The sequence below is a fragment of the Delftia sp. ZNC0008 genome, assembly GCF_000799035.1.
GTDB lineage: Bacteria > Pseudomonadota > Gammaproteobacteria > Burkholderiales > Burkholderiaceae_C > Comamonas > Comamonas tsuruhatensis.
In genome coordinates this window covers 16,632-28,871 of sequence record NZ_JTKZ01000068.1, presented here as the reverse complement: position 1 = coordinate 28,871, position 12,240 = coordinate 16,632, and the positions used below count along the sequence as shown (strand labels likewise).

Below are 12,240 nucleotides of genomic sequence, written 5' to 3'. Positions count from 1 at the left end.
CAAGCGAAAGTTCCAGTCATGTCAGCCCTCATCAATCCTGCACGCGTTGACTTCGTGACCTTGAGGCTGTTCTGCGCGGTTGCTCAGACAGGCAGCGTTACCCATGGCGCGCATGCCTGCAGCCTTGCCGTGTCGGCGGCCAGCCGGCGGCTTACCGAATTTGAGGTAGCGACGGGGGCTACGCTCTTCGAGAGGAGTTCGCGAGGCGTGAAGCTCACGCCCGCAGGCCATCTGACGATGCAGCATGCACTGCGACTTTTTCAGGGCTTCGAGCAGTTCAGCAGCGAAATTCGGGACTACAACCAGGGCACCCGGGGGCACGTTCGGCTCTGGGCCAACATGTCGGCATTGACGGAATTTCTTCCGGAATGTCTTTCTAGTTTCATGTCTGAGCACCCAGACATCCATGTGGAGCTGGAAGAGCAGCTCAGTGGTGACATCGTGCGCGCGGTCGTGGATGGACTTGCAGACATCGGAATATTCGCTGAGAACACGCCCGTCGGTAGTCTGAGTGTCGAGAACTTTCAACAGGACCAATTGGTAGTGGTGTGTGCTCATCACCACCCGCTAGCCAAACGCAAGCGTGTCTCGTTCGAGGAGTGCTTGAAGTACGACTTTGTGGGGCTTAACCGCGGAAGCTCCTTGCTCGAGCTCACCTCACGTGCAGCTGAACAGTACGGTCAGGTCATGCGTGTGAGGGTTCAGGTCCGTAGCTTCGACGCCATGTGTCAGCTCATAAACGCGAACTTGGGAATTGGTGTCCTGCCTAGAGGGGTTGTGCGACCTACAGTTCCGCAACCGCTGGCGGTGTTGAGCTTGAAGGAAGCTTGGGCAAGGCGAAAGCTATTGCTGGGGGTCTCACAGTCGTGTTCTTCGGCGGCATTGCTGCTGCGGGAGCATTTGCGGAAGTTTGCTGCGAGCACTATGAGTAAGTAGCTCCCGGGAGCTGCCCTGACGTGCGTGCAGGACTGCTCTCGGGAGCAAGACTCATAGTTCATGCGGCTTCCAGCTTCACGACAGCGGTATCCTCCGTGGCCAATCGACCATCCGCAGCCATGGCCCACATCTCGTATCGTTCATCGTCAACTGGCTTGTCGTATACAGAGACCGGCGCGGTGTCGAACAGGGGGATATGCATCTGCCGTTAGGCAAGCCCTGCGGGTGCCAAGACGGCTCGAAGCCATCCTTCTTCGCTGCTTCCGGCCGCAATCTCTGCTTTGATGCCATCCTCCTTCGACTGCGTAGCCTTGACCGCTTCTAGAAGGGAAGGTGCTTGCGGTTGGTCGAACGTGACAATACCGTCTTCATCGGCTACTACCAAATCCCCTGGCAACACGACCTGGCCACCGACATTCACCGGCACATTGATTGCTCCAGGTCCATTCTTATAGGGTCCTCGATGTGTCACGCTGCGTGCATAGCAGGGGAAGTCCGCGTCGAAGAATGCTGCCGAGTCGCGGATGGCAGCATCCAGTACGAAGCCAGCACATCCACGCTCTATCGCGTAAAGCATGATGAGCTCGCCCACAAGAGCATTCGAAGTGTCACCGGCACCGTCAACGACAAGCACGTGACCTGGCTTCATCATGGTCAGAGCCTTGTAAATGAACAAGTTGTCCCCCGGCTTCGCCTTGACAGTGAAGGCTGTGCCCACAAGCTTTTTGCCCCGATGGAAACGCTTCAGGCCCGTGATGCCGGACATGCGGGAGAGGTTGTCGCTGATATGCGGAGTCACAACAGATTGGAACGCCGCGACAATGTGGTCTGGGGCAAGTTCAGGTGTGGGGTGGATGGTCGCAGTGGCAGTAGACATGGTGAGACGGTGGTTTGTTTCTCGCGCAGTGATGCAAGACCGTCTTAGGATTGCTTTACTCGTTCCATCTGTAAATTCCGAAAAAAGGAACGGTCCCATATGTGGCGCCTATGATGGGATGCCGTGAAGCATCAGGAGAACAGCTCCACCATGGGGTTCGGCCGCTTCCGGTGCCAGGCCATTGCCGTTGTGACCACTTTCACCGTCTCTCGCAATGGCCGGATGACCACCGTTTCCGGGGCCAGCTTCTTCAGGGATGAGGGAACCAGTGCAATGCCCTGGCCGCATGCTACAAACGCTACCTGCGACGATACGGACCGTGCCTCATGAAGCACTCTGGGGGAGAATCCGGCCGCGTTGCACGCAGCCATGACACTGTCGAAGTACACCGGGCTGTACCGCCGGGAGAAGGTGACGAATGCCTCCTGCGCTAGAGCGGAAATGCTCACCTTCGTTGCCTTGGCTAGGGGGTGTTTGTGCGATAGCGCAACGGCCAGGCGGTCCTGCGTCAGCGGCATACAGGCTATGTCCGGACCCAAGTCACCCTCAAGACGTGCGAACGCCACGTCGATGTCTCCACCTTGGAGCAGCGGCACAGCCTCTGCACTGTCAATCTCCCGAATAGACACCGTCATGTCTGGTGACTGAATTTTCAGCTTCTCCAGCATGGAAGGCAGAACGTCCGCGATGGACGTGCTGATGGCACCGATGGTCAGCATGCCGGTGTGCCCCGCAATCGCTTCGGAAACGGCCAGCTCCACCCGCTCCAGTTGCTCAGCAAGTCTTCGCACCGCAGGCAGGATGGCCGCACCGGCAGGAGTCAGCTTGGCGCCTTTGCGAGAGCGCTCGAACAGACGCACTTTTAGCGCCTGCTCAAGCACTTGAATCTGCTCGGTCAACGGCGGTTGCGACATCCCGAGCCGTTTGGCCGCTCTGCCGAAGTTTTCTTCCTCAGCAACGGCCAAGAAGAGCCACAAATGGCGGATGAGCCGAAAGTTAATCATGGTCTTTCCATAGGTTGCACGTATCGGTAGCTTACGACCTTCGGAATTTACGTATGAGCTGCATTGCCTGAGAGTTCGCTTCGAACTTCCCCTGCATCTCTATGACAACCGCCTCCCTGCTCAAACGCCTCCAGGCGCTGGACACGAACACCGTCTCCGACGCGCTGGATTTTCTTGGTCTCCCTGGCGCGACCTACGGCCTTCGCCCCCTTTGGGACTGCCCCAAGGTCGTTGGCCTCGCCAGCACCATCCAGCTCGGTCCTAAAACCGATGCAAAACCGACGGTCCACTTGATTTCCCCGGTCATCGCCGAGGTCGAATCGGATGACCGTGTGCTGGTCATTTCAGGCGGCGTCGACGGCATCTCCTGCTGGGGCGACATCCTGGCAAACGCCGCGGTCGCCAAAAAAGTCCGCGGCTCGGTCATCGATGGACTGAGCCGTGACATCGAGGGCAGCGAGTCGATTGGCTACCCGGTCTACGGTAAGGGCGTGACCATGATTTCCGCGCGCAACCGTGTCATCCAGACGGGCTCGGGCGAACCGGTGGTCATGGCGGGCGTCACGGTCGCACAGGACGACTTTGTCATTGCAGACCGTTGCGGCGCTGTTTTCGTTCCTGCGGCCCGTATTGAGGAGGTGCTGGACCTGGGAGAGCGTATCGCTCGCCGGCAGGACGGCATGGTCCAGGCTGTCCGGGCAGGCCGCTCGGTGGCCGACGTCATGCACGACAAGGAATTCGAAGCTATTAACACCAAGGCAAGCCAATGACCTCCGAAGACAAAGAACTCGTCGCCCTGTTCGAGGGCCTGGACACACCCGGCGTTTCCGATGCGATGGACAAGCTGGGCTTGCCAGGCCAGTGCCTGGGCATCGCTCCGCTCGACAACTATCGCAAAACCATCGTTGGCCCGGCATTCACCGTGAAGTACGTGTCGGCCACTGTGCCGGCCGGCAGCGTCGGAGACTTCATCGACGACGTGCCCGAAGGCGCGGTGGTGGTGCTGGACAACGACGGCCGCACCGACTGCACGATTTGGGGCGACATCATGACCCAGTACGCTGGCATCCGCCGCATCGCCGCTACCGTCATCGATGGAGTGTGCCGTGACGTGGCCAAGGCATTGGACGATGGCTACCCCCTGTTCACGAAAGGCCGCTTCATGCGCACTGGCAAGGACCGTGTGCAGGTGGATTCGGTCAACACACCGGTGTCCATCGGAACAGCTCGCGTGGCACCGGCCGACATCGTGGTGGCTGACGCCAACGGCGTGGTGGTCGTGCCTCGGGGGCGCGCTCACGAGGTCGCCGAACTGGCGCGCAGCATCGAGAAGGTCGAATCCCAGATTCGTGAGCAAATCTCCGCAGGTAAGACCCTGGGCCAAGCACGTACGGAGCTGGGCTACCACTTGCTTCAGCGCAAGCAGTGAGGGGGAGGTAGTGATGCAAGAGATTCAACGACTGAACCGAAATTTGGCGAACGTTCAGCCTTCGGCGACCTACCGGATGATGGACCGAGTCGCTGCCCGCAGGGCCAGTGGAGCGTCCGTCATCTCCTTGTCGGCTGGCGAACCAGACTTCGACACGCCGGCGCATGTACAGGAAGCCGGTATCGCTGCTATTCGCAACGGTCAGACGCGCTACACCCAGGTCGCAGGCCTTCGCGCGTTGCGGGAAGCTATCGCAGCGAAGTTCCAGCGCGAGAACGGACTAAAGGTGGGCTGGCAGGACACGCTGGTATGCAGCGGGGGCAAGCAGGTCATCTACAACGCGTTGGCCGCAACTCTTGATGCGGGTGACGAGGTCATCGTCCCCGCTCCTTACTGGGTGAGCTATCCAGAGATGGTGCAACTCTGTGGCGGCACGCCCGTCGTGGTGGCGTGCGGGGCAGACTCTGGATTCAAGTTGACGGCAGATGCCCTTGCCCGGGCCATTACGCCGAATACCCGGTGGCTCATCCTGAACTCACCTTCAAACCCAACCGGTGCGGTCTACTCCCTGCAGGAGCTGCAAGCGCTGGCGGAAGTCCTTTTGGCACATCCGCAGGTGCTCATCCTGTCTGACGACATCTACGAGCATCTCATCTTCGACGGCCAGGCCTTCCACACGATTGCGCAGGTTGAGCCACGTCTGGCCGAACGCACGGTGACCATGAACGGCGTGTCCAAGGCCTACGCCATGACTGGCTGGCGCATCGGCTTCGGCTCCGGGCCGCGCTGGTTGCTTGACGCCATGGAGAAGCTGCAGGGGCAGCAGACATCCGGTGCCTGCAGCATCTCGCAGCATGCAGCGGTCGCGGCGCTCAATGGCCCGCAGGACTTCATTCATCGCAGCCGTGAGGCCTTCCAGGAGCGGCGTGACCTAGTGGTCGAGCGCTTGAACCGAGCCGGCCTGGCGTGTGCCAAGCCGGCTGGTGCGTTCTACACCTTTGCCTCATGCGAGCAGTTGCTGGGCAAGACCACACCTGCCGGAACCCTGTTGCGCACCGATGAGGACGTTGCTGGAGCCCTGCTCGACGAGTCCGGCGTGGCTGTCGTGCATGGCAGCGCGTTTGGCCTGGGGCCTTACATCCGCTTCGCCTATGCGTTGGACAACGCCTCGCTGCAGGCAGCGTGCACGGCAGTAGAGCGCTTCAGCTGCTCACTTTCCTGATTCCCCAACAATAACAACGGAGACAAGACATGAAAGCAAGCCACTCGATTTCCCGACGTTGCCTCGTGGCGAGCGCCTTGGCGTTCGCTGCGCTTCCTGCCCTGGCTGAGGAGGCGTGGCCTTCAAAGCCCATCACTTTCATTCAGCCTTATGCCCCCGGCGGCACCTCGGATGTGTTGGCCAGACTGATTGGCGCGCACCTGCAAAAGCGGTTGGGTCAGTCCATCGTGGTGGACAGCAAGTCCGGGGCAGGCGGCAACATCGGCACGGATTACGTGGCCAAGGCCAAGCCGGATGGGTACACCTTCTTGGTGAGTTCAAGTGGGCCCATCGTCATATCAGGTGCTCTGTACCCGCGGCTACCCTATAAACCTGAGTCTGACCTCACCCCGATTTCTCCGCTGGCTCGTGCTCCCTTTGTTCTTGCTGTGAACGCCAAGGCCCCGTTGACCTCTGTCGGTGAGGTTATCGCCAAGGGGAAGACCGGCATGTTGAACTTCGGGTCGGCGGGGTCTGGCTCTCCTCAGCACATCATTGGGGAGATGTTCAATGTCGCTGCCGGGACCAAGATGCAGCACATCCCGTACAAGGGGTCGGGCCCGTTGCTCAACGACCTGGTCGGGGGACAGGTAGCGTTGGCATTCGAGAATCCGCTCCCACTTATGCCTCAAGTGAAGGCTGGCAACATCCGGGTGCTGGCTGTGACAAGCGGCCAGCGCGCCAAAGCGTTTCCGAACATCCCCACCTTGGCTGAAGCAGGTGTGCCAGGTTTTGATGCCGTCCCGTGGTACGGAATGTTTGGGCCTAAGGGCCTGTCGCCTGAAATTGCCTCGAAGCTCAATGCTGAGGTACAGGCAGTCTTGATGCTGCCAGAGGTTCGGGCACGCCTTGAAGAGTTGGGCGCTGAAGCGTTTCCCCAGCCCATAGACGCATTTCGAGGCTTGATTGCGGCCGACATCAAGAAATGGTCAGCAGCCGTGAAGGAGTCTGGAGCAACTGTTGACTAACTGGTTTTGGTTGAACACCTGCATGTGATGCATGTGTTCAACCATGCCATGCCTAAAGCCCGTGGTTAGCCGGGTTACGCAGTCCGGCTAACAACTCGAGGCGGTGTGAGGCGTCAGTTCAGAGAGAGCTTGGCATTCGTGACGACAGCTTTCCAAGACTTGAGGTCTGCCGCGAGTAGGTCGGCAAGTTCTTGAGCGGATGAGCCTTGGGGGTCTGTGCCTTGTGCCAGCATTTTCTTGGACGCCTCCGGGTCTTTTAGTACTTCCGCAATGGCGTTGTGCAGTTTGGTCTGAATGGCCGGCGGCAGGCTTTGCGGGGCGAACACAGCGAACCAAGAGTCCACGACGAAATTGTCGAAACCACGTTCCTTGGCTGTAGGTAAGTCCGGGAATAGTGACGACCGTTTGGGGCCCGTGACACCAATAGCGCGAAGCTGTCCACTCTTGATGAAGGGCAGCGCGGCGGGGATAGTCGAAAACATGACCTGAACCTGATTGCCCATGAGGTCCGCCAGCGCAGGGGCTGCGCCTTTGTACGGCACATGAGTCATTGTCGTGTGCGTCTGCTGACCCAACATCTCACCCGCAAGGTGGAAGATAGAGCCGGGGCCGGCGGAGCCGAAGTTCAGCTTGCCTGGATTGGCTTTCGCGTAGCTCACCAGTTCAGGAAGGTCTTTTACCGGCAGCGTTGGGTTCACCACCACAACGTTGTTAACGCGGGCCACCAGGGAAATCGGTGTGAAGCTCCTGACGGGGTCCCAAGACAGCTTCCCGTAGAGCGACGGATTGATAGCGTTGGTGCCGTTGTAGCCCATGAGGAGGGTGTAGCCGTCGGGCTTCGCCGATGCAACCGCTGCAGCGCCAATGTTGCCGCCCGCTCCCCCGCGGTTGTCTACAACGACAGGTTGCCCCAGTTTCTTGGAGAGGCCGTCTGCCACGATGCGGCCGACGATGTCGGTGGTTCCACCTGCGACGAACGGGACCACCAAAGTGATGGGTCGCGAGGGGTAGTTGTCCTGCGCGTGTGCTGGCATGGTGGCCGGGCTGATGCCTGCGGCCAGTAGGCCAAGAAAGGAAAGGGAACGCCGGCGGCTGAAGTTGACCTTCATGTTTGTCTCCTGTTTATTGATGGAATATCTGGGAAGGCTTAGCGCATCCGGCCTTCCCGCGCGGAACCGGTTGACGAGGGAGTCAGTAGTTGGCTTCGGCTTGCATGGATTGCGCCCCGTCAGGCATGGCTGACCACAGCGAGAAGCCCTGTTCCTGCTGCGATGCGTGGAACACCAGTGGTGTGCCCAGCAAATTGGGCTGTACGCCGCGATAGCGGAAGTGCTTGATGGGTGTTGGCGCGAGACGCTGAGCCAATGCAGCCAGCAGCGTGGCCTGCAACGGACCGTGCACAACGAGGTTGGAGTAGCCCTCGACCTCCCGGCAGTAGTCCTGGTCGTAATGGATGCGGTGACCGTTGAACGTCAGAGCCGAGTAGCGGAACAGCAGCGTCGAGGTCGCTTCGAACGTCTCGCTGTGCGTGGGCTTCGGCAGGTCGACGGGTACGGTGGGGCGGGCTGCGCCTGGCCGTGTTGGTGGCTTGTACACGATATCGTGGTCCTCCACGACAGCCAGCTCGCCGCAGTAATAGAGTTCGTGGCGCACCGTCACGAAAACGAGATGACCACTGCGGCCCTGCTTGTGGTCCACCGACTTCACATAGGAGCGCTTGCGAACGGTCGAGCCCAGCAGCAGTGGCTGAAGAAACTCAAGATTGCCGCCTGCCCACATGCGATTGGCCAGGGGGACCGGGGGGAGGAAACCACCCCGAGCGGGATGGCCGTCGCGACCGAGTTCCGACGGAGGAAGTCCTTCGAGAAAGTACAGCCAGTGCCACAGGGGAGGGAGTTGAGCACCGGCAACGAAGTCACTCTGCGGCAAGCCCAGGCTGGCAGCCATAAGACGGGCGTGCCGTACGGAGATGATGTCTTCTGCTTCGGTTACCTTGCCTATCCAAGTGCGCAGGTGGTCAAGGTCGATGTTTACGTCGTTTTGTTCTTGCGTGCTCATGCGGTCGTCTCATTTCCAACTTCGATTGCGAACTCCGCGCGTACTGCAGCTCCATGCTGGTTGAGCTTCGGCGACGGGGTGAAGCGTCCTTCGTCCCAGGGCGTTTGCACAGGCGGGGCAATGAGGTTGAGGTCCTTGCCGTTAACTGCCATAGGCCACTTGCGAAGTGCAGGATGGCTGGACATCTCGCGTACGGTACGGACTTGCCCATACGCGGTGTTTGCCTTCTCCAGGGCTGAGGTCGCTTGAGCCAGGTCCTTTCGCGCGAAGGCCTCCCCAATGAGGTTGTTGAGCTCATCCTTGTTTTGCACGCGAACGTTGTTGCTGCAAAAGCGCTCGTCTTGGGCGAAGTTTGGCTGGCCTAGGAAGTGCAGGCAGAAGTTCGCCCATTCACGCTCGTTCTGGATGCTGATGACCACGCTGGCGCCATCGTTGGTTCCGTAGGCCGCGTAGGGTGCGATAGATGGGTGTTGAAGACCTTGGCGGGTCGGGGCACCGCTGCCATACACCTCGTGCACGTACGGGACCGTCATCCAGTCGGCCGCCCCATCGAACAAGGACACGGCCACACCGCAGCCCTTGCCGGTGCGGTCACGCTGTGCGATGGCGGAAAGAATGCCAATCGTGGCATTAAGGCCTGCACCAATGTCGCAGATGGACACGCCGATGCGGCCGCAGGCCTCTGGTACGCCTGTGATGCCTGCCAAGCCAGTCTCGCACTGCACGAGCATGTCGTATGCCTTGAGATTGCTGGCTGCGTTACCCGTGCCGTAACCGCTGATATCGCATGTGATGAGGCGGGGATGAGCTGCACGAAGGGTATCGCTGTCCAATCCGACACGTGCCAAGGCGCCGGGGGCGAGGTTCTGCACAAAGACGTCGGCCTTGGCCAAAATCGCATCGAGGACTCTACGGTCACCTTCCTGTTTGAAGTCCAGCACGATGGATTCCTTGCCGCGATTTGTCCATACGAAGTAGGACGCCTCACCGTTTGCAGCTCCGTCATAGCCACGAGCGAAGTCACCCTCGGCACGTTCTACCTTGATAACGCGAGCTCCCATATCAGCCAGGCGGCTGGTGGCCAAGGGAGCAGCCAGAGCTTGTTCGAGCGTGACCACCACCAGGCCCTCCAGAGGCTTGACGGTTGAACGCTGGGCTGTGCCAGCGTTCGACTGAGTTGAAGTGTTCATCCCCGCAGTTTCTGCACTTCCCATCTAACGTGCAGCGACATCTGGCAAAGTGAGAGTTTGTGAAAGACAAACGCTCGGCAGCATTGAAGCGAAAGACGAGGGACAGCGATGCACTACGATTTGGTCGACCTTAAGGTGTTCTTGGCCGTTGCTGAAGAGCTCAATTTATCGCGTGGGGCCTATCGGTCCAACCTATCGCCGTCCTCCGTAAGCCTGCGACTCAAGGGCCTCGAGGATGGACTTGGCGTGCCTCTTTTTGTGCGAAAGGCCAGAGGCGTGGAGCTCACACGGGCTGGCGGGGTCCTGCTTGAGCATGTGCGACGGGTTTTGGCGCAACTGGAGCAAATGCACGCTGACTTGCTACCGTTTGCGCAGCGCGTCAAAGGCCACGTGACGCTTTTTGCGAACAACAATGCCATCAGTAGCCACTTGCCTGCCGACCTCGCGCGCTTCTTCGCGAAGCATCCAGCGGTGCGTATTGATTTGGAAGAGCGGCCAAGCCTGGACATCGTTGCTGCTGTTGCGGCCGGCAGGGCTGACCTCGGAGTGATTGCTGTGGAGCAACGGCACCCGGACCTCCACTACGTTCCGTACCGTGAGGACGAACTAGTAGTCCTGGTACCGCTGAACAACGCCTTGGCTAAGAAGGCTGGCGTTCGTTTTTCCAGCTGCCTCAATGAGCCGTTCGTGAGCTTGCAGCCGGGGATGGCTCTGCATACTTTCCTGGCCAACCATGCGATTGCTCTGGGAGCTCAATTGGATGTGCGGGTGCAGGTGTCTGGCTACCGCGCGATAGCTCATCTTGTCGCTTCGGGTGCAGGCATTGGCGTCGTGCCGCGGTCGGCGGTTGAAACCGAAGACCTTCGGCATCTGGCGGTGGTGCAGCTCGATGAGCCTTGGGCGTTAAGGCATCTGGAGGTGTGCAGGCGCAAAGCCGAGTCTGACAACCCATTCGTCAACCAGCTCGTGGCTGAGTTGTGCGCTGTGCACTATTCACGATGTATCGCTTGATGCGAGCACAGGGTTCTGCCCCCTCCATGTCGGCCATACAGTAGCTGAGCCTTAGGCACATGTGTTGGTTAAAACCGGCAGCAAATCACTCTTCGCCTCGCGTCGTTTGGCGTCTTCCGCGACTTGGTGACGGCGAGCGACTGCCCACATCACCAGCATGTGCCATCCCAAGGCCAAGACTGGGACGGGCGCGAGGCCATGAGACGACTGGACTCTGAGAAAACCTGCACTTCTTTGTTCTCTCTCTTCCGGTACCAGGCCTACGTGCAACACGAGGGGCACAAGAGGAATGAGGCGCGCAACCATCGCCGGTAGGCCTGGAGGCCCCGTTTCAGAGAGCATCGGTTTTGCAACGGCCTAGGGTCACGAGCAACTAGAGCGTCGACTGTGGCTAAGCACTTGTCCAGGCAGCTACCTGCCCGCTTTCGCGCACAGTGGCCCTAAACTCCCGACCTGCTTGTCAATTTAAAAAGCGACGAACCACATGCAAGCCGAAGACACACCCCCGCGCGGGCTGCTACTGCTCGATATTGATGACGTGTTGTGCCTCTCGAACCCGCTCGGCGTCTACCACGCACGCGGTGCGCTATCGCGGCCTAACGATGAGCCCAAGGATATTTGGAAGAAGCTGTTCCATGCTGACGCCGTTGGAGCACTGCAAGAGCTGATGACGCAGTGCCGACCTAACGTAGTGCTGACGAGCAGCTGGCTCGAAATTTTTGACCGGCAGCAGTTTGTTGAGGTCTTCAAACTAACAAGCCTTGGCGCTGTGGCCGAGGCCCTACACCCCCATTGGGACGCGCCAGCCGACCTTGGCGTCTCCCGCCAAGTCGCGATTTCCAGATGGCTGGAGGCTCATCACCGAGGGGAGCCGCTCCTGATTCTTGATGACCTGCGGAGCGGAGAGAGTTTGGTCGAATCAGAATGGGATGCCGCCGGCCATCAAATATTGTGCGAAGTCGACCGGGGCTTTCATCGGGGGTTGTTGCCCGCTGCAATTCGTGCGCTGCGAACTCCATACGTGAAGCCCGCATACTGGTGACCGTGGCCGAGCGGATGGAGCACGTCATCGGTGCGAAGAAGAGTGACGTGCTGTTGCGCCCCAACTTTCGTCAGGTTGGCAGCGCGTCTCGGGTGTCGCGCTGCCTGCGGACACTATGTACTTTTGGCGTGCTGATGGGTATCAGGACGGGGCTCTGCCCGGCGACTCTGGTGAGCTGGGGCTTGTGCGTCTGGGCGCCACTTCATAGTTGAGCAACGATGGTTTTTGCGAACGCGGAGACGGCCTGCTTCCGCCATCACGAATCAGCGCAGCATCAATGTTGACCTCTGGCATGTCGTTCGCAATGACGGCCACACGGAGGCCTTCTCGATTGTTGAGGATGTGGTTTAACAGGGTTGTTTGACCTGCGCCCAGGAAAACAAAAAGCACGGTCACAAGGCGGAGCCACCCAGCCTATTGCAGCGTCATTTCGCAACCGACAAAAACTTCCTTATGCTCGGGGC

The 12,240-nt window shown here is 59.6% G+C and carries 12 protein-coding genes and 1 pseudogene; 7 read left to right on the top strand and 6 right to left on the bottom strand.

The genetic code is table 11. The annotated features are described in order from the left end of the window. Positions 1-18: 18 nt before the first annotated feature. A complete protein-coding gene (locus tag L995_RS02255; RefSeq protein ID WP_047468698.1) occupies positions 19-936 on the top strand; it encodes a LysR substrate-binding domain-containing protein in 918 nt (305 codons plus the stop codon). Positions 937-1,144: 208 nt separating this feature from the next. Here the strand turns inward: L995_RS02255 and L995_RS02250 are convergent, their stop codons facing one another. Together L995_RS02250 and L995_RS02245 are read right to left on the bottom strand one after the other, a co-directional pair. Continuing rightward, the gene (locus tag L995_RS02250; protein WP_047468695.1) at positions 1,145-1,813 is read right to left on the bottom strand and encodes an RraA family protein; all 669 of its coding nucleotides are present in this window, start codon (positions 1,811-1,813) and stop codon (positions 1,145-1,147) included. Positions 1,814-1,944: 131 nt separating this feature from the next. Further along, positions 1,945-2,817, bottom strand: coding sequence for a LysR family transcriptional regulator (locus L995_RS02245; RefSeq protein WP_047468691.1), 873 nt, complete (start codon positions 2,815-2,817; stop codon positions 1,945-1,947). 101 nt (positions 2,818-2,918) lie between these two features. Here L995_RS02245 and L995_RS02240 point away from each other — a divergent pair, with 101 nt between their 5' ends. The 4 genes from L995_RS02240 to L995_RS02225 are packed head-to-tail and all read left to right on the top strand — an operon-like array spanning position 2,919 to position 6,475. Then, the gene (locus L995_RS02240; RefSeq protein ID WP_047468688.1) at positions 2,919-3,587 is read left to right on the top strand and encodes an RraA family protein; all 669 of its coding nucleotides are present in this window, start codon (positions 2,919-2,921) and stop codon (positions 3,585-3,587) included. Beyond that, the gene (locus tag L995_RS02235) at positions 3,584-4,246 is read left to right on the top strand and encodes an RraA family protein (RefSeq protein WP_047468685.1); all 663 of its coding nucleotides are present in this window, start codon (positions 3,584-3,586) and stop codon (positions 4,244-4,246) included. The genes L995_RS02240 and L995_RS02235 overlap by 4 nt, the downstream gene beginning before the upstream one ends. A 13-nt stretch (positions 4,247-4,259) precedes the next feature. Continuing rightward, on the top strand, positions 4,260-5,468 hold the full coding sequence (locus L995_RS02230; RefSeq protein WP_047468682.1) for a pyridoxal phosphate-dependent aminotransferase: 1,209 nt from the start codon (positions 4,260-4,262) through the stop codon (positions 5,466-5,468). Positions 5,469-5,497: 29 nt separating this feature from the next. Beyond that, positions 5,498-6,475 (top strand): Bug family tripartite tricarboxylate transporter substrate binding protein, encoded by a 978-nt coding sequence (locus L995_RS02225; RefSeq protein ID WP_197065096.1) that lies wholly within the window; start codon positions 5,498-5,500, stop codon positions 6,473-6,475. Between the two features lie 113 nt (positions 6,476-6,588). On the opposite strand, the gene L995_RS02220 is transcribed toward L995_RS02225, so the two are convergent. The 3 genes from L995_RS02220 to L995_RS02210 form a co-directional block, all read right to left on the bottom strand. After that, positions 6,589-7,584 (bottom strand): Bug family tripartite tricarboxylate transporter substrate binding protein, encoded by a 996-nt coding sequence (locus L995_RS02220; protein WP_047468679.1) that lies wholly within the window; start codon positions 7,582-7,584, stop codon positions 6,589-6,591. 82 nt (positions 7,585-7,666) lie between these two features. Beyond that, complete coding sequence (locus L995_RS02215) at positions 7,667-8,533, bottom strand: FAS1-like dehydratase domain-containing protein (RefSeq protein ID WP_047468676.1); 867 nt, start codon at positions 8,531-8,533, stop codon at positions 7,667-7,669. Then, positions 8,530-9,723, bottom strand: coding sequence for a CaiB/BaiF CoA transferase family protein (locus tag L995_RS02210; RefSeq protein WP_052195734.1), 1,194 nt, complete (start codon positions 9,721-9,723; stop codon positions 8,530-8,532). The genes L995_RS02215 and L995_RS02210 overlap by 4 nt, the downstream gene beginning before the upstream one ends. Before the next feature lie 108 nt (positions 9,724-9,831). On the opposite strand from L995_RS02210, the gene L995_RS02205 reads away from it, so the two are divergent. Both L995_RS02205 and L995_RS02200 read left to right on the top strand, forming a co-directional pair. Then, positions 9,832-10,734, top strand: coding sequence for a LysR family transcriptional regulator (locus L995_RS02205; RefSeq protein WP_047468675.1), 903 nt, complete (start codon positions 9,832-9,834; stop codon positions 10,732-10,734). A 484-nt stretch (positions 10,735-11,218) separates the two neighbouring features. Further along, the gene (locus L995_RS02200) at positions 11,219-11,776 is read left to right on the top strand and encodes an HAD domain-containing protein (RefSeq protein ID WP_047468673.1); all 558 of its coding nucleotides are present in this window, start codon (positions 11,219-11,221) and stop codon (positions 11,774-11,776) included. A gap of 222 nt (positions 11,777-11,998) precedes the next feature. On the opposite strand, the pseudogene L995_RS31640 reads toward L995_RS02200, so the two are convergent. Continuing rightward, a pseudogene (locus L995_RS31640) lies at positions 11,999-12,172 on the bottom strand (GTP-binding protein); the annotation flags it as partial. Positions 12,173-12,240 lie beyond the last annotated feature (68 nt).

Coding starts and splice junctions, on each gene's coding strand:
- L995_RS02235 (WP_047468685.1), top strand. CDS start 3,584: ATGACCTCCGAAGACAAAGAACTCGTCGCCCTGTTCGAGGGCCTGGAC.
- L995_RS02240 (WP_047468688.1), top strand. CDS start 2,919: ATGACAACCGCCTCCCTGCTCAAACGCCTCCAGGCGCTGGACACGAAC.
- L995_RS02255 (WP_047468698.1), top strand. CDS start 19: ATGTCAGCCCTCATCAATCCTGCACGCGTTGACTTCGTGACCTTGAGG.
- L995_RS02230 (WP_047468682.1), top strand. CDS start 4,260: ATGCAAGAGATTCAACGACTGAACCGAAATTTGGCGAACGTTCAGCCT.
- L995_RS02220 (WP_047468679.1), bottom strand. CDS start 7,584: ATGAAGGTCAACTTCAGCCGCCGGCGTTCCCTTTCCTTTCTTGGCCTA.
- L995_RS02225 (WP_197065096.1), top strand. CDS start 5,498: ATGAAAGCAAGCCACTCGATTTCCCGACGTTGCCTCGTGGCGAGCGCC.
- L995_RS02250 (WP_047468695.1), bottom strand. CDS start 1,813: ATGTCTACTGCCACTGCGACCATCCACCCCACACCTGAACTTGCCCCA.
- L995_RS02210 (WP_052195734.1), bottom strand. CDS start 9,723: ATGAACACTTCAACTCAGTCGAACGCTGGCACAGCCCAGCGTTCAACC.
- L995_RS02200 (WP_047468673.1), top strand. CDS start 11,219: ATGCAAGCCGAAGACACACCCCCGCGCGGGCTGCTACTGCTCGATATT.
- L995_RS02215 (WP_047468676.1), bottom strand. CDS start 8,533: ATGAGCACGCAAGAACAAAACGACGTAAACATCGACCTTGACCACCTG.
- L995_RS02205 (WP_047468675.1), top strand. CDS start 9,832: ATGCACTACGATTTGGTCGACCTTAAGGTGTTCTTGGCCGTTGCTGAA.
- L995_RS02245 (WP_047468691.1), bottom strand. CDS start 2,817: ATGATTAACTTTCGGCTCATCCGCCATTTGTGGCTCTTCTTGGCCGTT.